Below are 20,976 nucleotides of genomic sequence, written 5' to 3' on the forward strand. Positions count from 1 at the left end.
GATCCAGTCGGTTTGCCGCAAAGGTGCGGCCGATGAGCGCGATGGCCGATTTCCAACAGGACGGTGCCGATACCGGCACGCTTCGGTTTACCGGCGATCTTTCGCTGGCGAAGATTGGCGATCTGCCCGATCGGCTCGAAAAGGTCGACGCGTCGTCGGTCCGCCACGTCGATCTCAGTGGGGTCGACCGGATCGACACCATCGGCGCCTGGGTCGTCCATCGGTTCGCCGCGCGCAACGACGCGACGATCGATGGCCTCGACGACAATGACCAGAAGCTGTTCGACCAGGTCGTCGCCTCCGATCAGCCGCTTGCGGCCAAGCCCGTCAAGGTCAACGCGTTCAGCCGCGTGCTCGGCGAGATCGGCGATGCGGTCGTGCTGTCAGGCAAGACGATGCTCGGCCTGCTCGGGTTCCTCGGTGCCACGACGATCGCGTTCGCCAGCGTCATCCGCCATCCGAGCCGGTTCCGGTTCAACGCGGTGGTCCAGCGGTTCGAGGTCGTTGGCGTCGCCGCGCTCGGCATCGTCGGGCTGATGAGCTTCCTGATCGGCATGGTCATCGCGCAGCAGGGCGCGGTCCAGCTCCGCCAGTTCGGTGCCGAAGTATTCACGATTAACCTCGTCGGGCGCCTGACCATCCGCGAGCTCGGCTTGTTGATGACCGCGATCATGGTCGCCGGTCGCTCGGGGTCGGCGTTCGCGGCACAGCTCGGCACGATGAAGCTGACCGAAGAGATCGATGCGATGCGGACGATCGGCGTCTCGCCGATGGAGGCGCTCGTGCTGCCGCGCGTGCTCGCCGCGATCGTGATGATGCCGCTGCTCGGCTTCTACGCGTCGATCATCGCCATCATCGGCGGCGGCCTGCTGTGCTGGATCCAGCTCGGTATCCCGCCGGTAACCTTCATCGCGCGTATCCGCGAGGTCGTGCCCATCACCGATCTCTACATCTCGTTGATCAAGGCGCCGGTGTTCGGCGCGATTATCGCGATCGCCGGCTGTTTCCAGGGTATGCAGGTCGAATCGGATGCCGAGCAGGTCGGTCTGCGCACCACCTCCGCGGTCGTCCAGGGCATCTTTTTGGTGATCGTGCTCGACGCGTTCTTCGCGGTCTTCTTCACATGGCTCGGGTGGGACTGATGGCCCGCGACACGGACGATATCATCATCTCGGTAAAGGGCCTGAAGAACGCATTCGGCGATTCGGTGGTTCATGACGGGCTCGACCTCGACGTCCGTCGCGGCGAGATCCTCGGCGTGGTTGGCGGGTCGGGTACCGGCAAGTCGGTGCTGATGCGCTCGATCATCGGGCTCCAGGCGCCGGTCGCGGGTGAGGTCACCGTGTTCGGCGAGCCGAATATCGGCCGCGAGGAAACCGAGGCCACCGAGATCCGCAAACGTTGGGGCGTGCTGTTCCAGGGTGGCGCACTGTTCTCGACGCTGACCGTCGCGGAAAACGTCGAAGTGCCGTTGCGCGAATTCTACCCCGATTTGTCCCCGGCGCTGCTGGCCGAGATCGCCTCGTACAAGGTGGTGATGACGGGTCTGCCAGCGGACGCCGCCAACAAGTTTCCCGCCGAGCTGTCGGGCGGCATGAAGAAACGCGCCGGCCTCGCCCGCGCGCTCGCGCTCGATCCGGAACTGCTGTTTCTCGACGAGCCGACCGCGGGCCTCGATCCGATCGGTGCGGCGGCATTCGACGGCCTGATCCAGTCGTTGCAGAAGACGCTGGGTCTGACGGTGTTTTTGATCACGCACGATCTCGATACGCTGTACGCGATCTGCGACCGCGTCGCGGTACTCGCCGACAAGAAGGTCATCGCAGTCGGCACGATCGACGAGCTGATCGCGCTCGATCACCCGTGGATCGAGGAGTATTTCAAGGGGCCCCGCGGCCGTGCCGCGGTCGCGACGCAGGAGGCGCATGAGCGCGCCGACGAGCAAGCCGCCCAACACCCAACTGAAGTCCAGTCCAAGCAGTCCGCGCCGGACGACGCCGACGCGACATATGCCGAGAAAGAAGCAAGGACGCGCTGATGGAAACTCGTTCGAACCACGTCCTAGTCGGCGCCGTCGTGCTGATCCTACTGGCCCTGCTGGCTCTGTTCACCGTGTGGATCGCGCGGCTGGGCGGCAAGGAAGAGAAGGAATACGACATCTTCTTCCGCCAGTCGGTCGATGGGCTCGCGCGCGGCTCTGCGGTCACGTTCTCGGGCGTGCCGTCGGGCCAAGTGAAGGCTATCTCGCTGTGGAAGAACGATCCGCAGTTCGTCCGTGTCCGTATCAGCGTCGACGAGGCAACCCCGGTCCTGCAAGGCACGACCGCATCGATCTCGGGCGTCGGCTTCACCGGCGTCAGCCAGATTTCGCTCGATGGCGCGCGCAAGGGGGCAGCGGCGATCGGCTGCCCCGAGGTCAAGACGCCGACCGAATGTCCCTATGGCGTACCGGTGATCCCGACTAAGCTCGGCGGCCTGGGTGCGATCCTGAACTCCGCGCCGCAGCTGCTCGAGCGGCTCTCGACGCTGACCGAGCGGTTGACCGGTCTGCTCACCGACAAGAATCAGGCGTCGATCGCGGGCATCCTCGCGAACACCAATCGCCTGACCGATGCGCTGGCCGATCGCGGTCCGGAGATCGCGGCGACGTTGGCGCAGACCCGTATTGCGATCCAGCAGGCCGGCGATGCGGCGCAGCAGTTCGGCGTACTTGCCAAGACGACCAACGGCGTCCTGTCCGAGGACGTCAAGCCGGCGATGGCGAACCTGAACAAGGCGATCACCTCTGCGCAGCAGAGCGCGGAGACGCTCAACGCTGCGATCGGCGACGCACGACCGGGCTTGCAGGCATTCTCGAAGACGACGATCCCCGAGGCCAACCGTCTCGTTCACGATCTGCGGACCACCGCGGCGGCATTGTCGTCGGTCGCCGAAAAGGTCGATCAGCAGGGTGCGAGTTCGCTGATCGGTCAGCAGAAGCTCCCGGATTACAAGGGTAAGTGAGGCACGCCATGAAGACACCACTCATCCTGATCGCGATGCTGCCGCTCGCCGGGTGCATCAGCTTCGGCGCGAAACCGCCGCCCACGCTGCTGACGCTGACGAGCGCGTCGTCGGTGCCGGTCGGCCAGACGCAGAACTCGGCGACCGCGAATTCGATCACCATCCAGGTGCCGGTCGTGCCGCAGTCGCTTGCGACCGCGCGCGTACCGGTGCAGGCGACGCCGACGTCGATCGCGTACGTGACCGATGCGCAGTGGGCCGAGCCCCCGGCGCGGCTGTTCGCGCGACTGGTGTCGGACACGGTTGCGGCGCGGACCGGCTACGTTGTCTTGTCGACGGCGCAGTCGATCGGGGATCCGGGTGCGCAGCTCGGCGGAGAACTGCGCAACTTCGGGCTAAATGCGACGTCACGCGAAGCGGTCGTGACCTTCGATGCGTCGCTGACGCGAGTGGGTACGCAGACCGTCGAGAAGCACCGCTTCGAGGCACGCGTGCCGGTATCGACGATCGATGCGGCGTCGGCGGCGACGGGCATCAACCAGGCGGCGAACCAGGTCGCGACCGAAGTGGCGGACTGGATCGGCCGCTGAACGCTGCGTCGACCTGAGCGTTGAGGCTCTCTGACGAGGAGAGCGAAGATGCCACAGGGCGACAAGGACGCGTACACCGACAAGCAGAAGCGCAAGGCCGCGCACATCGCCGACGGCTATGAGGCAAAGGGTGTTCCCGAGCCTGAGGCCGAGGCGCGGGCCTGGGCTACGGTGAACAAGGATTCGGGCGGGGGCAATAAGTCCGGCTCGGGCCGGGGGAAGCCTGATACGCAGGCGTTTTCGCGGAGTGGCGGGAAGCAAACGGCGGGACGTAGCGATGCGGCGAAGTCTGCCGCGGCGAAGAAGGGTTGGGAGACCCGACGGAAGAAGGCAAACGGCTAACCAAGAGTTCGATCGTTCCCTGGTAGGGGAGGTGGCAGTCCGTAGGACTGACGGAGGGGTATCGCGCCGTCGACCTGGTTTCACCCCTCCGTCTGGCAAGCGCCAGCCACCTCCCCTTGCAGGGGAGGATCGAAGTCTGCCTCAATCCGCCAGCATCGCTTTCGCTTCGGCCAGATGCAGCCGCTCGACCATCTGGCCATCCAGCCGGATCGCGCCCTTGTGGGCATTCTCCGGTTCGGCAAACGCCGCCACAATCGCACGTGCCCACGCCAGTTCGTCCTCGTCAGGACCGAACCCCGCGTTCGCCGTGTCGATCTGCGACGGATGGATCAACGTCTTGCCGTCGAACCCCAGCATCGCGCCTTGCGCGCACTCGGCCGCAAAGCGCGGCGTGTCGTCGAGCGCGTTGCACACGCCGTCCAGCGCTACGATCCCGGCCGCTCGCGCGGCGATCACGATCGATGCAAGCGCCGGCATTAGCGGCTTGCGATCCGGCCCGAGACGGCACCGCATTTCCTTGACGAGATCGTTGGTGCCGGCGATCAGCGCGGTCAGCCGCGAACGCCAAGCCGCGTGCGACAGCGCCGGAAGCGACAGGATCGCGGCACAGGTCTCGATCATCGCCCAGATCGGCGGGCCCTCTTCGCCCAAAGATGTGCGGATTTCCTCTAGGTCGGACGGGTACGATACTTTGGGTACGAGGACGGCATCGACGCCTATGTGGCAAACGGCAGCGACGTCCTCCGCGTACCATGGCGTGCCGAGGCCGTTGATCCGCACCACGAGTTCGCGCCCGCCGAACCCGCCTTCGCGCACCGCCTCTACGATCCGATCGCGCGCTGCGGCTTTCTTGTCCGGCGCGACCGCATCCTCCAGGTCGAGGATGATGACGTCGCAATCGAGCGTTCGCGCCTTGGCGATGGCACGCGCGTTCGACGCGGGCATGTAGAGCGCGCTGCGACGACGGCGTGTCATGGGCGGTTCGCCATCAGCGCGCGCGTGACCCCGTTGGTCCAGCCGAAGCCGTCCTGGTTGGGATATTCGCCGCCGCCGCCCGGCTTGCGCTCGACCACGTCGTATTTCTCCAGCAGCTTGCCGCTCGCCTGATATTCGCGATCGACCGACGCGAGCCAAGCCGTGGTGATACGGTCGGCAAGCGCGGTTTCGCCGTAGCCGCGCAAGCCCTGGATCGCGATCCATTGCAGGGGCGCCCAACCGTTCGGGTCGTCCCATTGCTGGCCACTGCCGATCAGCGTCGTGCGCAAGCCGCCTTCGCCGACGAACGGGCGGAGTGCGGTGGCGGTCGCTTTCGCTTGATCGGGCGTGGCGATCTTGGCGAACAGCGGGAATGCCATCGCGGCGCTGGCGAAGTCGTTCGCGCGGTTGGTATCGAGGTCGTAGTCGGCGAAGAACCGGCCGTTCCACAAATGCTTGCGAATCGCGGTCGCGCGCGCCGTTGCCTGCGACGCGTAGGATGTGGCGCAGGCGGTATCACCTAATGTGCGACAGTTCGCGGCGATCGCCTGCTCCATGCCGACCATCAGGCTGTTGAGATCGACCGGTGCTAACCGCGTGGTGCGGATCGTCGCGAGCGTGCGGCCGTTGGCAAGCCAGCGCGACGAGAAGTCCCAGCCGCTTTCCGCCGCCGCCCTCAAGTCGCGGAAGAGTTCCCCGCGGTTGCGCGACGGCGTGCGGTCGGCGAGTTCCGCGTCCTCGGGATAGCTTTCGTCGCGGGGATCGGCGCGGTCATCCCAGTAGCGGTTGAGCAGTGCGCCGTCGGGCAGGCGGACGGCGCGGCGCGATTGCCGGCCGGGCCTGAGCGTCTTGGCGCCGGTCATCCAGAATGCGTGTTCGGCGCGAAGCTGGCGGGTGCGGGTGGCGAGCGTCTTCGGATCGCGTGACAGGCCGGCGATCAGGTAGAAGACCGGCGGTTGCGAGCGGCTGAGGTAGTATGTGCGCGTGCCGTTGGGGATGTGGCCGTAGCGGTCGATCAGGCTGCCGAAATCGACGATCATGTCCTCGACCAGATCCTGCCGGCCGGAGCGTTGGACGCCAAGCAGCGTGAAATAGCTGTCCCAGTAATACATCTCGCGAAAGCGACCGCCCGGGACGACATAACGCTTCGGCAGGGTCAGCGCGGACGAGCCGGCGGGGACACTGGTCTGCGTGCGCGTGAGTTGCGGCCAGAGTGCGTCGATGTGCGCCTTGAGCGACAGCCGTTCGGTGGAAGGTGACGCAGCGGGCGTAGGCGGGATCGTGAAGTTCTGATCGACGAATTTGCGTAGTGCCGGCTCCCCGTCGCAGCGGCATTTGGCGTAGTCGGCGATGATAGCCTTTGCCGGACGCTTCGGCGTCGCATCGGCGAAGGTCTTCGAGTCCGGGAACAGCCCGCGCATCTGGACGGCCTTGTAGAGCGGGCCGAATAACTGAGCCGGCGACTGCGGCACGGGCGACGCCGCGACCAGCAGGGTCGACAGCGCGAGCAAGCCGAGGCGGCGCATCAGGTGACGACGTCCGGCGCGGTGCGGCCGGTATGCTCGGCGATGCCGGCAATCGACTCTGCCGCAGCGACGATGCTGGCCAGCATTTCGCCGGTGTCGCAGTCGAGGTCGCCGCCGACGGGCTCGTAGCGTTCGAGGTACACGCGCAACGTCGCGCCGGTGGTGCCGGTGCCCGACAGGCGGAACACGACGCGGCTGCCGCCTTCGAACAGGATGCGGACGCCTTGGTTGCGGCTGATCGAGCCGTCGGTCGGGTCGGTGTAGGCGAACTCGTCCGCGGTCTCGATGGTGAGGTCGCCGAATTGCTGGCCGGGGAGGGTGGCGAGGCTCGCGCGCAACGCCGCCATCAACGCGTCGGCCCGTGGTGTCTCGACGCCTTCGTAATCGTGGCGCGCGTAATAGTTGCGGCCGAACTTCGCCCAGTGATCGCGGGCGATCGTGTCGACGCTGTCGCCGCGGACGGCGAGAATGTTGAGCCAGAGGAGGACCGCCCACAGGCCGTCCTTCTCGCGGACGTGATCGGAGCCGGTGCCCGCGCTTTCCTCGCCGCAGATCGTCGCCATGCCGGCGTCGAGCAGGTTGCCGAAGAATTTCCAGCCGGTCGGTGTCTCGTAGGCGGGGATGCCGAGCGCTTCGGCGACCCGATCGGCGGCGGCGCTGGTCGGCATCGAGCGGGCGATGCCCTTGAGCCCGCCGGCGTAACCGGGCGCGAGGTATGCATTGGCGGACAGCATGGCCAGGCTGTCCGACGGGGTGACGAAGCGGTGCTTGCCGATAATGAGGTTACGGTCGCCGTCGCCGTCCGACGCTGCGCCGAAATCTGGCGCGTCGGGGGCCATCATCGTCTCGTACAGCGCGTGCGCGTGGACGAGATTGGGGTCGGGGTGATGACCGCCGAAATCGGGGAGTGGCTCGCCGTTGCGGACGGTGCCGGGCGCGAAACCGAGGCGGCGTTCGAGGATTTCGGTAGCGTAGGGCCCGGTGACCGCGCTCATCGCGTCGAACGCCATCGTCAGCTTGGCGCTGCGGATCGCGTCGAAGTCGAACAGCGTCTCCATGAGCGCGGCGTAATCCTCGACCGGGTCGACGACCTCGACTGGCATATCGCCGATCGTGACTTCGCCGTCGGTGTCTAGGTCGATATCGTCGGCATCGACGGTCAGCCAGCGGTCGATATTGAGCGTCCGCGCGTTAATCGCGTCGGTCACCGACTCAGGGGCGGGGCCGCCGTTGGCGATGTTGTACTTGATCCCGAAATCCTCGTCGGGACCGCCGGGGTTGTGGCTTGCCGAGAGGACGAGGCCGCCAATCGCGCCACGCTTGCGGATCATGTGGCTGGCAGCCGGGGTCGAGAGGATGCCGCCGCGGCCGACGATCACACGACCAAAGCCGTTCGCCGCCGCCATGCGGATCGCGACCTGGATCACTTCGCGGTTGAGGAAGCGACCGTCGCCGCCGATGACCAGCGTCGCGCCGGCCTTGTCCGCGACGACGTCGAACACGCTCTGGACGAAATTCTCGGCGTAGTTGGGCTGCTGGAAGACCTTCACCTTCTTGCGCAGGCCCGACGTGCCGGGCTTCTGGTCGGTGTAGGGCGTAGTCGAAACGGTGCGGATCATGCGGGCTCCAGGAGCTTGGCGTAAAGGTCTGCGTAGCGGCGGCCGCTCTCGTCCCACGAGAAGTCCGCGCGCATTGCGTTGCGCTGCAACATGGCCCAGCGATCGGGGCGTGCATAGAGGGCCATCGTTCGGCGCAGCGCGTGGCTGAGCGCTTCCGGCGTGACGCCGTCGTGCTGGACGCCGGTGGCGACACCCGCGGCGATCGCGGCTTCGTTGGCGTCGATCACCGTGTCGGCGAGGCCACCGGTCCGCGCGACGACCGGGATGCAGCCGTAAGCGAGGCCGTAGAGTTGGGTCAGGCCGCAGGGTTCGAACCGCGACGGGATCAGGATCGCGTCGGCGCCGCCCTGAAGCAGGTGCGAGACGGGTTCGTCATAGCCAATGCGGACGCCGATCCGGCCGGGGTGGCGTTCGGCAGCGGCGAGGAACGCGCGCTCGAGGTAGGCGTCGCCAGAGCCCAGCAATGCGAGCCGGCCGCCGAGTGCGACGAGTTCGTCGAGCGCGCCGGCGAGGACGTCCATGCCCTTTTGCCCAGTAAGGCGGCTGACGACGGTGAAGAGCGGACCATCCTCGGGGGCGAGGCTGAACAGTGTCTCGATGTCGCGCTTGTTGGTGCGGCGGCGGGCGAGCGCGCGTGCGGTGTAGCGGGCGGGGAGCGACGCGTCGGTCTCAGGGTTCCAGACGGCCGGGTCTATGCCATTGACGATGCCCGTCACGCGGTTCGCGCGATCGTTGATCAGGCCTTCGAGGCCCATGCCGAATTCGGCGCGCCGGATTTCTGCGGCGTAGGTTGGGCTGACGGTGGTGATCGCATCGGCGGCTTCGAGACCGGCCTTGAGGTAACCGACGCCGCCATAATATTCGACGCCGTCGAGCGCGAAGGCGATGTCGGGTAGCGCGAGGTCGGCGAAGATGTCGTAGCCGTAGCGGCCTTGGAACGCGATATTGTGGATCGTGACGACGGTCCTGGCGGGCTTGGCCGGGCCGGGGGCGTAGCGGAGATAGGCGGGGGCCATCGCCGCCTGCCAGTCGTGCGCGTGGAGGATGTCGAACTCGTAGCCGGCGACGACTCCCGAAACGAGATCGGCTGCGGCGCGGCTGAACGCGGCGAACCGACGCCAGTTGTCGGGCCAGTCCGCGCCGGTCGCGTCGCCGTACGGGCCGCCGCCTCGGGCGAACAACGCGGGGGCATCGAGGACGAGGAGCGCGTGGTCACCGATCTTGCTTTTGAGGATGCGGGCTTCGGCGCCGAGCAGGTCAGTGTAGCGGTGGATGACTTTTGCGCGCTTGGTGACGGCGGCGAGCGCGGGGTAGCCGGGAAGGAAGGTGGTGAGCGCCACGCCGTGCGGCGCGAGTGCGGCCGGGAGTGCGCCGACCACGTCTGCGAGACCGCCGGTCTTTATGAGAGGATAGGCTTCGGAAGCGACGGAGAGGACGCGCATCAAATCCTCCCCGGCACGGGGAGGGGGACCGTTCGCCACTGGCGAATGGTGGAGGGGGCTCGCCGCCACCGTACCGCTTGTGGAAGCCCCCCTCCACCATGCGATGCATGGTCCCCCCCCCCGTGCCGGGGAGGATTTGCGTTCGTCATCACGCTGTCAGCCGGTCGATCATGGATTTGGTTACTAGCGTCACGCCGTTGTCTGTGCGGCGGAAGCGTTGGGCGTCGGACTCGGCGTCCTCGCCTACTACCAGGCCGTCGGGAATCTCCACGCCGCGGTCGACGACGACCTTCGACAGGCGCGCGCCGCGACCGATCACGCAGTGCGGAAGGATCACCGCCTGATCGAGCACCGAATAACTGCGCGCGCGCGCGCCTGTGAAGATCAGGCTGCGGTGGATCGACGAGCCCGAGATGATGCAATCGCCTGATACGAGGCTCGACACCGCCTCGCCGCGACGACCATCGTCCGCGTGGACGAACTTCGCTGGCGGCGTGACCTCGGAGTAGGTCCAGAGCGGCCAGCTGCGGTCGTAGAGGTCCAGCTTTGGCACCACGTCGGTGAGGTCGATGTTCGCCTCCCAATACGCGTCGACCGTACCGACGTCGCGCCAATAGGCCTCGACCTCGAGTCCCGACCGCACGCAGCTGTCTGAGAAGCGATGCGCGACCGCCTTGCCGTGCTTGACGAGGTACGGGATGATGTCCTTGCCGAAATCGCGCGCGGAACCGGGCGTTTCGGCGTCGCGGCGCAGTTCGTCGAACAGCAATTTGGTATGGAAGACGTAGATCCCCATCGATGCCAGCGCGATGTCCGGATTGCCGGGCACGGCGGGCGGATCGGCGGGTTTCTCGACGAAATCGGTGACGTTGTCATGCTCGTCGACCGCCATCACGCCGAACGCGACCGCCTCCATCCGCGGCACTTCGAGGCAGGCAATGGTGACGTCCGCGCCGGTCTCGCAATGCTGTTGCAGGATCAGCTCGTAATCCATCTTGTAGATGTGGTCGCCGGCCAGGATGACCATGTATTCGGGCGCGTGGCTCTCGATGATGTCGATGTTCTGGTACACGGCGTCGGCGGTGCCCTCGTACCATTGGAACTCGCTGATCCGCTGCGACGCGGGCAGGATGTCGAAGCTCTCGTTGCGTTCCGAGCGCAGGAAGTTCCAGCCGCTCTGCAGATGGCGGATCAGCGAATGCGCCTTGTACTGCGTCGCGACGCCGATCCGGCGGATGCCCGAGTTGATCGCGTTGGACAGCGCGAAATCGATGATGCGCGCCTTGCCGCCGAAATACACCGCGGGTTTCGCGCGCGTATCGGTCAGTTCCATCAAACGGCTACCACGGCCGCCTGCCAGCACGTACGCCATTGCGTCGCGCGCGAGAGGCTGTCCTCGCCGTTCTACCATGTCGTCTCTCCCGCCTTCGTTTTCAGTTCGTGCGTACAACGTCTCGTCACCCCGAACCGGTTCCGGTCTTCAGGGCGCGAGCTTACTCCTCGAACTCGAGCATGATCGTCGCGAGCGGCGGCAACGTCACCCAGGCCGCGCCGTCCTTCGCGACGACACCGCCGAGATTGCCGAGCCCGCTGCCCCAATATTCATGCGCGTCGCTGTTGATGATCTCACACCAGCGGCCGTCGTGCGGCAGCGGGATGCGGTAGGGCGCGCGGGCGATCGGCGTCATGTTGGCGACGATCGCGATCGGCTTCGCACCGGGGGCCTTGCGTAGCCAGGCGAACACCGAATTGGCGGCGTCGTCGGGGATCAGCCATTCGAACCCTTCCGCCTCGCAGTCGCGGGCGTGCAGCGCCGGCTTTTCGCGGTAGACGGTGTTGAGGTCGCGGACGAGGTTGCGGATGCCTTCGTGACTGCGCGCGTTGCGCAGGTCCCAGTCGAGCGCGCGGCCTTCCGACCATTCGCGGCGCTGTGCGAATTCCTGCCCCATGAAGAGCAGTTTCTTGCCCGGATAGCCCCACATGAACGCGTAATAGGCGCGCAGGTTGGCGAATTGCTGCCAGTCGTCGCCGGGCATCTTGGTCAGCAACGAACCCTTGCCGTGGACAACCTCGTCATGGCTGAGCGGTAGGACGAAATTCTCGCTGAACGCGTAGACGAGGCCGAAATTGATCTCGCCGTGGTGGTGCTTCCGGTGCAGCGGATCGCGCGCCATGTACTGGAGCGTGTCGTGCATGAAGCCCATGTTCCACTTGAACCCGAAGCCCAAGCCACCGCTCTTGCCGTCTTCGCTGACGGGTGCGGAGACGCCCGGCCAGGAAGTCGATTCCTCGGCGATCGTGAAGACGCCGGGATGCTGGCCGTAGATCTCGCGGTTCATGTCGCGGAGGAATGCGACGGCCTCCCAGTTCTCGCGGCCGCCGTCTGCGTTGGGGATCCATTCGCCGCTCTTGCGCGAGTAGTCGCGGTACAGCATCGACGCGACCGCATCCACGCGCAGGCCGTCGATATGATAGCGCTCGGCCCAGAACAATGCGTTGTTGACGAGGAACGACGTCACTTCGCGGCGCCCGAAATTGTAGATCGCGGTGTTCCAGTCGGGGTGGAAGCCGAGCCGCGGATCCTCGTGTTCGTACAGCGCGGTGCCGTCGAACTTCGCCAGCCCGAACGCGTCGGTCGGGAAATGCGCGGGGACCCAGTCGAGCAGCACGCCGATCCCGGCGAGATGCGCGCCATCGACGAATCGCGCAAAGCCGTCGACGTCGCCGAAGCGCGCGGACGGTGCGTAGAGGCCGGTGGTCTGGTAGCCCCAGCTCGGGTCGTACGGGTGTTCGCTGATCGGCAAGAATTCGATGTGCGTGAAGCCCATCTCGACCACGTACGGGATCAGCCGGTCGGCGAGCGCGTCCCAGGTCAGGAACCAGCCATCGGCGTCGCGGTCCCACGATCCGGCGTGCACCTCGTAGATGCTGATCGGCACGCGGCGCGGATCGACCGATGCCCAATGTTTGCGGTGATCGGTGTCGGCCCAGTCGTGCGCGAGTTTTCGCGTGATCGAGGCGTTGGCGGGGCGGAGTTCGGCAGCGAAGGCGAACGGGTCGGCCTTGAGCGGCTGCAACTGGCCGTCCGGGCCAACGATCTCGAACTTGTAGGCGCGGTATTCGGCGATGTCGGGGATGAAGATCTCCCACACGCCGACGTCGCCGCGCTTGCGCATCGCGTGGCGGCGACCGTCCCAGTCGTTGAAATCGCCGACTACCGACACGCGCTGCGCATTGGGGGCCCAGAGCGCGAAGTGGACGCCGTGCGCGCCCTCATGCTCGATCAGGTGCGCGCCCATCTTGTCGTGGAGACGGCGGTGCGTGCCCTCGGCCATGAGCAGGTCGTCGATCGGGCCGAGCACGGGGCCGAAGCTGTAGGGATCGGTGACCCACCACGACGTGTCGCCCGCCTCCGCATGGTATTTCACCGGTTGTTGCGTGCCGTCGATCGGACCCTCGAACAGGCCGCGATCGTCGATGCGGGGGAGGGTGCCGAGCGTGGTGCCGTCGAGCGCGTGCGCCTCCGCCTTGTCCGCGCCCGGCAACCAGACGCGCGCGAACACGCCGGTCGGGCCGCTGTGGACGCCGAGCAGCGAGAACGGATCGTCGTGACGCCCTTCCAGCAGGGCAACGATGGCGCCTTCGGGTGGCTTCACATCACCGTCCAGATTTCTCGCGCATATTCGCGGATCGTGCGGTCGGACGAGAACCAGCCGACGCGGGCGACGTTGCGGACGGTCGAGGCGACCCATGCGTCGCGGTCGTTCCAGCGTGTGTCGATCGCGCGCTGGGCAGTGGCGTAGCTGTCGAAATCGGCGGCGAGCATGAACCAGTCGCCCTCGTACAGCCCGCCCATCAGCCCGGCGTAGCGCGTCTTGTCGTCGGGTGAGAACACGCCGGACGCGATCGCGGATACCGCCTGGCGCAGTTCGTTCGAGCCGTCGATGACGCTGCGCGGATCATAGCCATTGGCGCGCTTCGCCTCGACCTCGTCCGCGGTCATGCCGAAGATGAAGATGTTGTCGTCGCCGACCCGGTCCTTGATCTCGATGTTCGCGCCGTCGAGCGTGCCGATCGTCAGCGCGCCGTTCATCGCGAACTTCATGTTGCCGGTGCCCGATGCCTCGAGGCCGGCGGTCGAGATCTGCTCGCTGAGGTCCGCGGCGGGGATGATCTTCTCCGCCAGCGACACGTTGTAGTTGGGCAGGAACGCGACCTTGAGCAGGCCACCGACCGAAGGGTCGGCGTTGATCCGGCGCGCGACGTCGTTCGCCAGTTTGATGACGAGTTTCGCGTTGTGATAGCTCGACGCCGCCTTGCCCGCGAACAGTTTTACGCGGGGCGTCCAGTCTCGTTCCGGGTGGCTGCGGATCTGGTCGTAGAGCGCGACCGTCTCGATGATGTTGAGCAGCTGGCGCTTATACTCGTGGATGCGCTTGATCTGGACGTCGAACATCGCGTCGGGATCGATGCGGAGCCCCATCGTCTCCTTGATGTGATTAGCCAGTGCCACCTTGTTCGAACGCTTCACGCTCGAAAAGCGCTCCCTGAAACCGGAATCGTCCGCGAAAACATCCAGATCGACCAGCTTTTCGGCATCGTCGAGGAAGCCGCCGCCGATCGCATCGCGGATCAGCGCGGTGAGGCCGGGGTTGCACTGCTGGAGCCAGCGGCGCGGCGTGATGCCATTCGTCTTGTTGTTGATCCGCGTCGGGTAGAGCTTGTGCAGATCGGCGAAGACCGTCTTCTTCATCAACTGCGTATGCAGCGCGGCGACTCCGTTGACGCTATGCGAGCCGGCAAAGGCGAGGTTCGCCATCCGCACGCGCCGCTCTCCGCCTTCGTCGATCAGGCTGATCGCGGCGACCGCGCGGTCGTCGATACCGTCAGTGCCGCGCGCTTCCCGCAGCAGCTTGGCGTTGATCGCGTAGACGATCTGCATGTGCCGAGGCAGCAGGCGTTCGAACAGCGGCAGCGGCCAGCTCTCCAGCGCCTCGGGCAGCAGCGTGTGGTTGGTGTAGCCGAAGGTGGCGCGCGTGATCTTCCACGCCTCGTCGAACGCGAATTCATGGTGGTCGATCAGCAGCCGCATGAGTTCGGCGACCGACACTGCGGGGTGCGTGTCGTTAAGCTGAATCGCGGCCTTGTCGGGCAGCGTGCGGATGTCGCCAAAATACTGGATATGGCGGCGGACGATGTCCTGGATCGACGCGGACGAGAAGAAATATTCCTGGCGCAGGCGGAGTTCCTGGCCGGCGGCGGTGGAGTCGTTGGGGTAGAGGACGCGCGTAAGTGTCTCGGCGCGCAACTGGTCGGCGAGCGCGCCGGTGAAATCGCCGGCGTTGAAGCGGTCGAGCTTGATCGGATCGAACGCGCGGGCGGTCCACAGGCGGAGCGTGTTGACGTGCTTGCCGCGCCAGCCGACGACGGGGGTATCGACGGCGGTGGCCTCGACTGCCTCGGACGGGCTCCAATGGACCTGGCCGTTGTCTGCGGCGGTCACTTCGCCGCCGAAGCCGACGAAATAGGCGCTCTCGCGGCGTTCGAACTCCCACGGATTGCCGTGCGCGAGCCAGTTCTCGGGCATCTCGACCTGCCAGCCATCGTCGATCCGCTGGCGGAACATGCCGTTTACATAGCGGATGCCGTAGCCGTAGGCGGGCAATGCGAGGCTCGCCATGCTTTCCATGAAGCAGGCGGCGAGGCGGCCGAGGCCGCCATTGCCGAGCGCCGCGTCGGGTTCGATGTCTTCGAGCTCGGCGAGGTCGACGCCGTGGAGCTTCAAAGCCTGCGTGACCTCGTCGTTGCGCTGGAGGTTGGTCACCGCGTCGCGCAGCAGCCGGCCGATCAGGAATTCGAGGCTGAGATAATAGACGCGCTTGGCACCCGCCGCGTGCGCCGCCTTGGTCGAGGCCATCCAGCGTTCGACGATGTCGTTGCGGACGGTCAGGATCGTCGCTGCCAGCCAGTCGTGGGGACGGGCGGCCTGCGCATCCTTGCCAATGCGGTGGACGAGCGTGTCGAGGATCGAGTCGGCGAGATCCTGGGCGGGCTGCTGTACGGCGGGGGCTGAGGTCACGCGGGTTCCGAAGTCGTTACGGTCACGGTGATCGTAGCTCGCTGCGCGGCGATGTCACGTGCGCTTCAGACCGCTCGAAAGATAATCGGTGTGGGGGAAAAGACGTCGACCGCGTGCAAGGCCGGTCGAGGAAGTCTGGGTAGGCACCGCCCGGGGGCGGTGGTGGACAGGGCTGGATTCGAACCAGCGTACGCTTGCACGGGCAGATTTACAGTCTGCTGCCTTTAACCACTCGGCCACCTGTCCACATGGGCCGCTTATCAAAGCGAGGCGGCTCAATGGCGAAGCGCGCCCGGTGTGTCAACGCGGCTTTTGCGAAGTTTCGTGCTTCGCTGTTGCCGATCGGCGCGAATGCCGACAAGGACGCGTGCATACACGACGATGACAGAGAGCAAGTAATGGCACGCAAGGGACACAGGCCGAGCAAGGCACCGGCAGGCCGCCCCCGCTTCTGGGGCAAGCATGCGGTAGGGGCGGCACTTGCCAATCCGGAGCGGACGGTGCGGAAAATCCTCGGCACGCGCGAGGCGCTGGCCGGGTTCGACCTGCCTGCCGACGTGCCGGTGACCTATGCCGAGGCGATGGATCTCGCGCGGCTGGTGCCGGGCGATGCGCCGCACCAGGGCGTGGTGATCGAGGTCGAGCCGCTTGAGGACATGTGGCTGGCGGATTTGCTGGAGCACGGCAAGGACGACAACCGCCCGCTGGTGATCCTCGACGGCGTGACCGATCCGCATAACGTCGGCGCGATTTTGCGCTCGGCGGCGGCGTTCGATGCGCTGGGGATCGTGACCCCGGATCGCAATGCGCCGCCGGAGTCGGGGACGATCGCACGGGCCGCGTCGGGGGCGCTCGAGTCTGTGCCTTGGATTCGAGTGGTGAACCTCGCCCGCGCTCTGGAAGAGATTGCGGCGGCTGGGTTCTGGCGGATCGGGCTGACCGGCCACGCGACGCAGACGCTGTCGGAAGCGATGGGCACGCAGCGGATCGCGATCGTGCTCGGCGCGGAAGGCGAGGGCATGCGCCAGAATACCGAGCAGCATTGCGACGAGCTGGCGAAACTGCCGATCTCGGAGAAGCTCGAGAGCCTCAACGTGTCGAACGCCGCAGCGATTGCGCTGTACGCGATCACGACGCGGTGACCTGAACTCCCTCGCCCCTACGGGGAGAGGGAAGGGGCCCGCCGCGCTTGCGGTGGAAGGGAGAGGGGAGTGAGGCTCGGGACGGTTCATCCCAACGCCCCTCTCCCTTCCGGCGCAAGCGCGCCTCCCTCCCTCTCCCCGAAGGGGCGAGGGATTAGTCCTCCGCAGCAATCTTTACCTTCAGGCCATCCAGTCCTTCGGTCAGCTCGATCTGGCAAGACAGGCGCGAAAACTCATCCCGATCACTCGTCGAATCGAGCAGATCATCCTCGTCCGGCCCCATCGGTTTGAGTTTGCCCGCAAAGTCCGGGTCGACATGGACATGGCACGTGGCGCACGAGCAGCACCCGCCGCATAGCGCCAGGATCTCGTCGATCCCGGCGTCGCGGATGACCTCCATCACCGAAAGGCCGGATTCGCCCATGATCTCGCGTTCTTCCCCTTCGCGCGTCACGACGATAAGCTTGGGCATGCTGTCCTCCGAAAAACTTTCGCCGATCCATGGCGTTACCGCCGCGCGCGATCAAGCGTCTTGGCGCCCGACATGGGGCTGAGCGCAGACCAACTCGAAACCGCGATGGCGGCGTTGTGCGCGATCGAGCCGGCGTTCGCGGTCGCGGTCGGCAATGCAGGCCACCCCGCGCCGCGGATCAGCGAGCGCGGCTTTGCAACGCTGCTACGAACGATCGTCGGGCAACAGGTGAGCGTCGCGTCGGCCGCGGCGGTCTGGAACAAGCTCGACGCAGTGGTCGGCGGCGCCGACGACCCTTTGAAGATCGCCGCCGCCAGCGACGAGACGCTCCGCAGCGCCGGCCTCTCGCGCCAGAAGCTCGGCTACGCCCGCAGCCTTGCCGACGAGGTGACGAGCGGCCGGCTCGATCTCGCCAACCTGCCTGATGACGACGAAGAGGCGATAGCGGCGCTGGTGCGTGTGAAGGGCATCGGTCGCTGGTCGGCGGAAATCTACCTGCTGTTCGCAGAAGGCCGCACCGACATCTGGCCGGCGGGCGACCTCGCGATCCAGATCGAGATCGGGCGTATTTTGGGCCACGAAACCCGCCCGAGCGAGAAACTGACCCGCGAACTGGCGGAGGCCTGGCGCCCGCACCGCGGCGCCGCGGCGATCTTCGCATGGCATCATTACCAGGCGGACATGAAGGTGATCTGAGGGAACGTCTTCATCCCACCCGTCATCCCAGCGAAAGCTGGGATCTCCCCGACCGGGTCGCGACGCCCGCCAACCGGGATACCCCAGCTTTCGCTGGGGTGACGGGGATGTGGCGCGGTGACGGAACACGAGAGGGCGGCTTGGCGGTTGGTAAGGACGCAAGCGCTTGTCCCCTCCCCCCCGTTCCGGCAAAGCAGCACCCGATGTCAGCCCCCAATCTTCCCGCATCCGACTTCGCCAACTCGCTCGCCGAGAGCCACCGCACCGTCGTCGTCCCTGAAGGCGCATCTTTCTGGCGGCGGCTGTTCGCCTTCGTCGGGCCGGGGTATCTTGTCGCGGTCGGCTATATGGACCCCGGCAACTGGGCGACCGACATCGCCGGCGGCTCCGCATTCGGCTACACGTTGCTGTCGGTCGTATTGCTGTCGAACCTGATGGCGATGGTGTTGCAAGCACTCTCCGCGCGCCTCGGCATCGTCGCCGGGCTCGACCTCGCCCAGGCCTGCCGCGCGCAGTATTCGAAGCCGGTCTCGCTCGTGCTCTGGTTCCTCTGCGAGATCGCGATCATCGCCTGCGACCTTGCCGAAGTGCTCGGCACCGCGATCGCGCTGAAGTTGCTGTTCGGGCTGCCACTGGTATACGGCGTCGTCCTCACCGCGCTCGACGTGTTCCTGATCCTCGCGCTGCAACGCTTCGGGTTCCGCAAGCTGGAGGCGTTCGTCGTCGCGCTGCTGGTGATCATCGCGGGGTGCTTCATCTTCGAACTGTTCCTCGCGCAGCCCGAATGGGCGGGCGTGCTCGGCGGGCTGGTGCCGACGACGCAGATCGTCACCAACCCGGCGATGCTCTACATCGCGATCGGCATCCTCGGCGCGACCGTGATGCCGCACAACCTCTACCTCCATTCGTCGATCGTCCAGACGCGCGCCTTCGCCAAGGACACTGCGGGCAAGCGCGACGCGATCACGATGGCTACGATCGACGGCACCGTGGCGCTGGGGCTCGCCTTCTTCATCAACGCGGCGATCCTGATCCTCGCGGCGGCGACCTTCCACGTCGCCGGCCGCACCGACGTCGCCGAGATCGACCAGGCGTATCAGTTGCTGGCACCGATGCTGGGAATGGGCGCGGCGAGCGTGCTGTTCGCGGTCGCGCTGCTCGCGTCGGGGCAGAATTCGACGGTGACCGGCACGCTCGCCGGCCAGATCGTCATGGAGGGTTTCCTCAACCTGCGCATGCCGGTGTGGGCGCGGCGGCTGGTGACGCGGTTGCTGGCGATCGTGCCGGCGGTGTTCGTTGTCGGTGCGGCGGGCGACGCGGGGGCCACCAAGCTGTTGGTACTGAGCCAGGTCGTGCTGAGCCTCCAACTCCCGTTCGCGGTAGTGCCGCTCGTCAAGTTCACCGGCGACCGCACGATCATGGGCGATCTGGTGAGCCCGGTCTGGCTGAAGACGCTCGCCTGGGTGATCGCCGCGGTGATCATCGGTCTTAACGGCACGCTGTTGTACGGGATGCTCTAGACGACTGGCGAGCCTGCGTTGGGCAGGGCGGCTTCGTCGGCCTTCGGCGTCTTGGCGAATAGGGCGCGGTCGGCGGAGCCGAACGCGTATCGCCACAGGATGTAGAGATAGGTCGCGGCGATCGCGGGTTCGCCGATCGCGAGTTCGACCCATTCGTAACGCTTGGGCAGCGCGGTGAAGGCGCCACCAACGACGATGGCGGCTCCTGCGGCCCAGACCAGCGGCCAACGCCACGGCGAGACCTTGGTACCGAGGAGGTGGCCTAGCAGCCTGGATTTGATGACCGAGGTCATCGCGACTGACAGCATCAATGCGATGGCCGGTCCTGCCGCCTGGTAATTGACCGGATAGCCGAGCGCGCGGATCGCGAAGATCAGCGCGAAGCTGAGCCCGATCTGGACGGCGAGCATCGCCGTCGAGATCATCAGATTGCGGTGGCGGGCGATGTAGACGAGCGCGGATTCGCTGACCGCGCCGGTCGAGGCGAGCACCTCGGCGGTCAGCAGGAACGCAAGCGCGGCGGTGCCGGCGACGAACTGCGGGCCGACCACGCCCATCACCGCTTCGCCGGGGATCGACCCCATCAATGCGAGGCCGCCTTGCGCGGCCATGATCCAGAACGCGACCTGCCGCACCTGGTTGGCGATCGCCGCGCGGTCGTTGATCGCGAGGCTGTGCGTGATGACGGGGCCGAGGATCGGGTCGAAGCTCGTCTTGAGCTTCTGCGGCAGGCTCGCGACCTGTTGCGCCATGTAATAGATTCCGACGACCTTGGGCTCGAACATCACGCCGAGGATGAAGCGGTCGACGTTGCGGCTGCCCCATTCGAGGATGTCGGCGCCGGCCAGCGGCACGTTGGCGCGGGCGAGCGCGTAGAGCGGGCGCAGGTGCGGCGACCAGCCGCGGGGGATGCCATAGCTGCGCAGGAACGGCACGAGGCTGGCGATCAGCGCCGCGGTCATCGACGCGACGTAGCTGAGCACGAGGCCGTCGCGGATCGTGAAATACGAGAATGCCCAGGCGGCGATCGAGATCGTCCATGGCTCGACCACCGCGCGGGCGGTGACGGCGGCCTTGACGTTGAGCCTGTACGCGAGCGCGGCGAGGCTGACGTCGGACCAGGCGATCGCGACGATGATCAGCGGCAGGAACCGGTCGAGCCCGGTGATCGCGCTGTTCGGATACATGATCTGCGGGAAGGTGCAGAGGACTGCGCTGGCGATGAGGGAGGCGACGAACGCCACGGCCATGGCGTCCCACACGACGTTGGCGTGGGGGCGATCGGCGCTGCTGAGCGCCTGAGCGAGACCGCGCTTGAGGCCGAGCGTAGCGAGAAGCGCGGCGAGTTCGACGACGACGACCGCGATCGCGAAGCGGCCGACGAGGTCGGGGCCGTAGATGCGGCCGGCGATGAACAGGAACGGGATGCGCGCGGCGAGGCGGAGGACAAAGCCGGCGATGTTGGTGCGACCACCCTTGGCGAGCGTGTCGATATCCTGCGTCGCTTCGGTCACCGCCAATAGCCTCCGTCACCCCGGGCTTGTTCCGGGGTCCACGGTCCCGAATGCTC

At 66.4% G+C, this 20,976-nt stretch carries 17 protein-coding genes and 1 tRNA gene; 8 read left to right on the plus strand and 10 right to left on the minus strand.

Translation table 11 applies throughout. The features are described from left to right. The first annotated feature begins 32 nt into the window (after nt 1-32). Genes ACLBWL_RS13075 through ACLBWL_RS13095 form a run of 5 tightly spaced genes read left to right on the plus strand, consistent with a single transcriptional unit; the run spans nt 33 to nt 3,935 of the window. Entirely contained in the window at nt 33-1,142 is a 1,110-nt protein-coding gene (locus ACLBWL_RS13075; protein WP_447793711.1) for an MlaE family lipid ABC transporter permease subunit, read from the plus strand. After that, nucleotides 1,142-2,038 (plus strand): ABC transporter ATP-binding protein, encoded by an 897-nt coding sequence (locus ACLBWL_RS13080; RefSeq protein WP_447793713.1) that lies wholly within the window; start codon nt 1,142-1,144, stop codon nt 2,036-2,038. Before ACLBWL_RS13075 ends, ACLBWL_RS13080 begins: the two co-directional genes overlap by 1 nt. After that, complete coding sequence (locus ACLBWL_RS13085) at nt 2,038-3,003, plus strand: MlaD family protein (RefSeq protein WP_447793715.1); 966 nt, start codon at nt 2,038-2,040, stop codon at nt 3,001-3,003. The genes ACLBWL_RS13080 and ACLBWL_RS13085 overlap by 1 nt, the downstream gene beginning before the upstream one ends. An 8-nt stretch (nt 3,004-3,011) precedes the next feature. Further along, nucleotides 3,012-3,593 (plus strand): ABC-type transport auxiliary lipoprotein family protein, encoded by a 582-nt coding sequence (locus ACLBWL_RS13090; RefSeq protein ID WP_447793717.1) that lies wholly within the window; start codon nt 3,012-3,014, stop codon nt 3,591-3,593. 48 nt (nt 3,594-3,641) lie between these two features. Then, the gene (locus tag ACLBWL_RS13095) at nt 3,642-3,935 is read left to right on the plus strand and encodes a plasmid stabilization protein (RefSeq protein WP_447793719.1); all 294 of its coding nucleotides are present in this window, start codon (nt 3,642-3,644) and stop codon (nt 3,933-3,935) included. Between the two features lie 141 nt (nt 3,936-4,076). On the opposite strand, the gene ACLBWL_RS13100 is transcribed toward ACLBWL_RS13095, so the two are convergent. From ACLBWL_RS13100 to ACLBWL_RS13135, 8 genes are all read right to left on the minus strand, one after another. Then, a complete protein-coding gene (locus tag ACLBWL_RS13100; RefSeq protein WP_447793721.1) occupies nt 4,077-4,910 on the minus strand; it encodes an HpcH/HpaI aldolase/citrate lyase family protein in 834 nt (277 codons plus the stop codon). Continuing rightward, the gene (gene treA / locus ACLBWL_RS13105) at nt 4,907-6,436 is read right to left on the minus strand and encodes an alpha,alpha-trehalase TreA (RefSeq protein ID WP_447793723.1); all 1,530 of its coding nucleotides are present in this window, start codon (nt 6,434-6,436) and stop codon (nt 4,907-4,909) included. The genes ACLBWL_RS13100 and treA overlap by 4 nt, the downstream gene beginning before the upstream one ends. After that, nucleotides 6,436-8,055, minus strand: coding sequence for an alpha-D-glucose phosphate-specific phosphoglucomutase (locus ACLBWL_RS13110; RefSeq protein ID WP_447793725.1), 1,620 nt, complete (start codon nt 8,053-8,055; stop codon nt 6,436-6,438). Before ACLBWL_RS13110 ends, treA begins: the two co-directional genes overlap by 1 nt. Continuing rightward, on the minus strand, nt 8,052-9,497 hold the full coding sequence (gene glgA, locus ACLBWL_RS13115; RefSeq protein WP_447793726.1) for a glycogen synthase GlgA: 1,446 nt from the start codon (nt 9,495-9,497) through the stop codon (nt 8,052-8,054). Before glgA ends, ACLBWL_RS13110 begins: the two co-directional genes overlap by 4 nt. A gap of 148 nt (nt 9,498-9,645) precedes the next feature. Next, a complete protein-coding gene (glgC, locus tag ACLBWL_RS13120; RefSeq protein WP_447793728.1) occupies nt 9,646-10,908 on the minus strand; it encodes a glucose-1-phosphate adenylyltransferase in 1,263 nt (420 codons plus the stop codon). An 82-nt stretch (nt 10,909-10,990) separates the two neighbouring features. Next, a complete protein-coding gene (gene glgB / locus ACLBWL_RS13125) occupies nt 10,991-13,153 on the minus strand; it encodes a 1,4-alpha-glucan branching protein GlgB (protein ID WP_447793730.1) in 2,163 nt (720 codons plus the stop codon). Next, nucleotides 13,150-15,576, minus strand: coding sequence for a glycogen/starch/alpha-glucan phosphorylase (locus ACLBWL_RS13130; RefSeq protein ID WP_447793732.1), 2,427 nt, complete (start codon nt 15,574-15,576; stop codon nt 13,150-13,152). The genes glgB and ACLBWL_RS13130 overlap by 4 nt, the downstream gene beginning before the upstream one ends. A gap of 160 nt (nt 15,577-15,736) precedes the next feature. Beyond that, nucleotides 15,737-15,822: transfer RNA gene (locus ACLBWL_RS13135), tRNA-Tyr, on the minus strand. Nucleotides 15,823-15,974: 152 nt separating this feature from the next. Between ACLBWL_RS13135 and rlmB the strand changes: the two genes are divergently transcribed. Next, entirely contained in the window at nt 15,975-16,718 is a 744-nt protein-coding gene (rlmB, locus tag ACLBWL_RS13140) for a 23S rRNA (guanosine(2251)-2'-O)-methyltransferase RlmB (protein WP_447793734.1), read from the plus strand. A 154-nt stretch (nt 16,719-16,872) separates the two neighbouring features. On the opposite strand, the gene ACLBWL_RS13145 is transcribed toward rlmB, so the two are convergent. After that, on the minus strand, nt 16,873-17,190 hold the full coding sequence (locus ACLBWL_RS13145) for a 2Fe-2S iron-sulfur cluster-binding protein (protein WP_447793736.1): 318 nt from the start codon (nt 17,188-17,190) through the stop codon (nt 16,873-16,875). A gap of 72 nt (nt 17,191-17,262) precedes the next feature. Between ACLBWL_RS13145 and ACLBWL_RS13150 the strand changes: the two genes are divergently transcribed. Together ACLBWL_RS13150 and ACLBWL_RS13155 are read left to right on the plus strand one after the other, a co-directional pair. Next, nucleotides 17,263-17,886, plus strand: coding sequence for a DNA-3-methyladenine glycosylase family protein (locus ACLBWL_RS13150; protein ID WP_447793738.1), 624 nt, complete (start codon nt 17,263-17,265; stop codon nt 17,884-17,886). A 203-nt stretch (nt 17,887-18,089) separates the two neighbouring features. Next, the gene (locus ACLBWL_RS13155; RefSeq protein ID WP_447793740.1) at nt 18,090-19,406 is read left to right on the plus strand and encodes an Nramp family divalent metal transporter; all 1,317 of its coding nucleotides are present in this window, start codon (nt 18,090-18,092) and stop codon (nt 19,404-19,406) included. On the opposite strand, the gene ACLBWL_RS13160 is transcribed toward ACLBWL_RS13155, so the two are convergent. Next, on the minus strand, nt 19,403-20,926 hold the full coding sequence (locus tag ACLBWL_RS13160) for a lipopolysaccharide biosynthesis protein (RefSeq protein WP_447793742.1): 1,524 nt from the start codon (nt 20,924-20,926) through the stop codon (nt 19,403-19,405). The genes ACLBWL_RS13155 and ACLBWL_RS13160 overlap by 4 nt on opposite strands. Between the last annotated feature and the right edge of the window lie 50 nt (nt 20,927-20,976).

The sequence above is a fragment of the Sphingomonas sp. M1A8_2b genome (assembly GCF_053345535.1).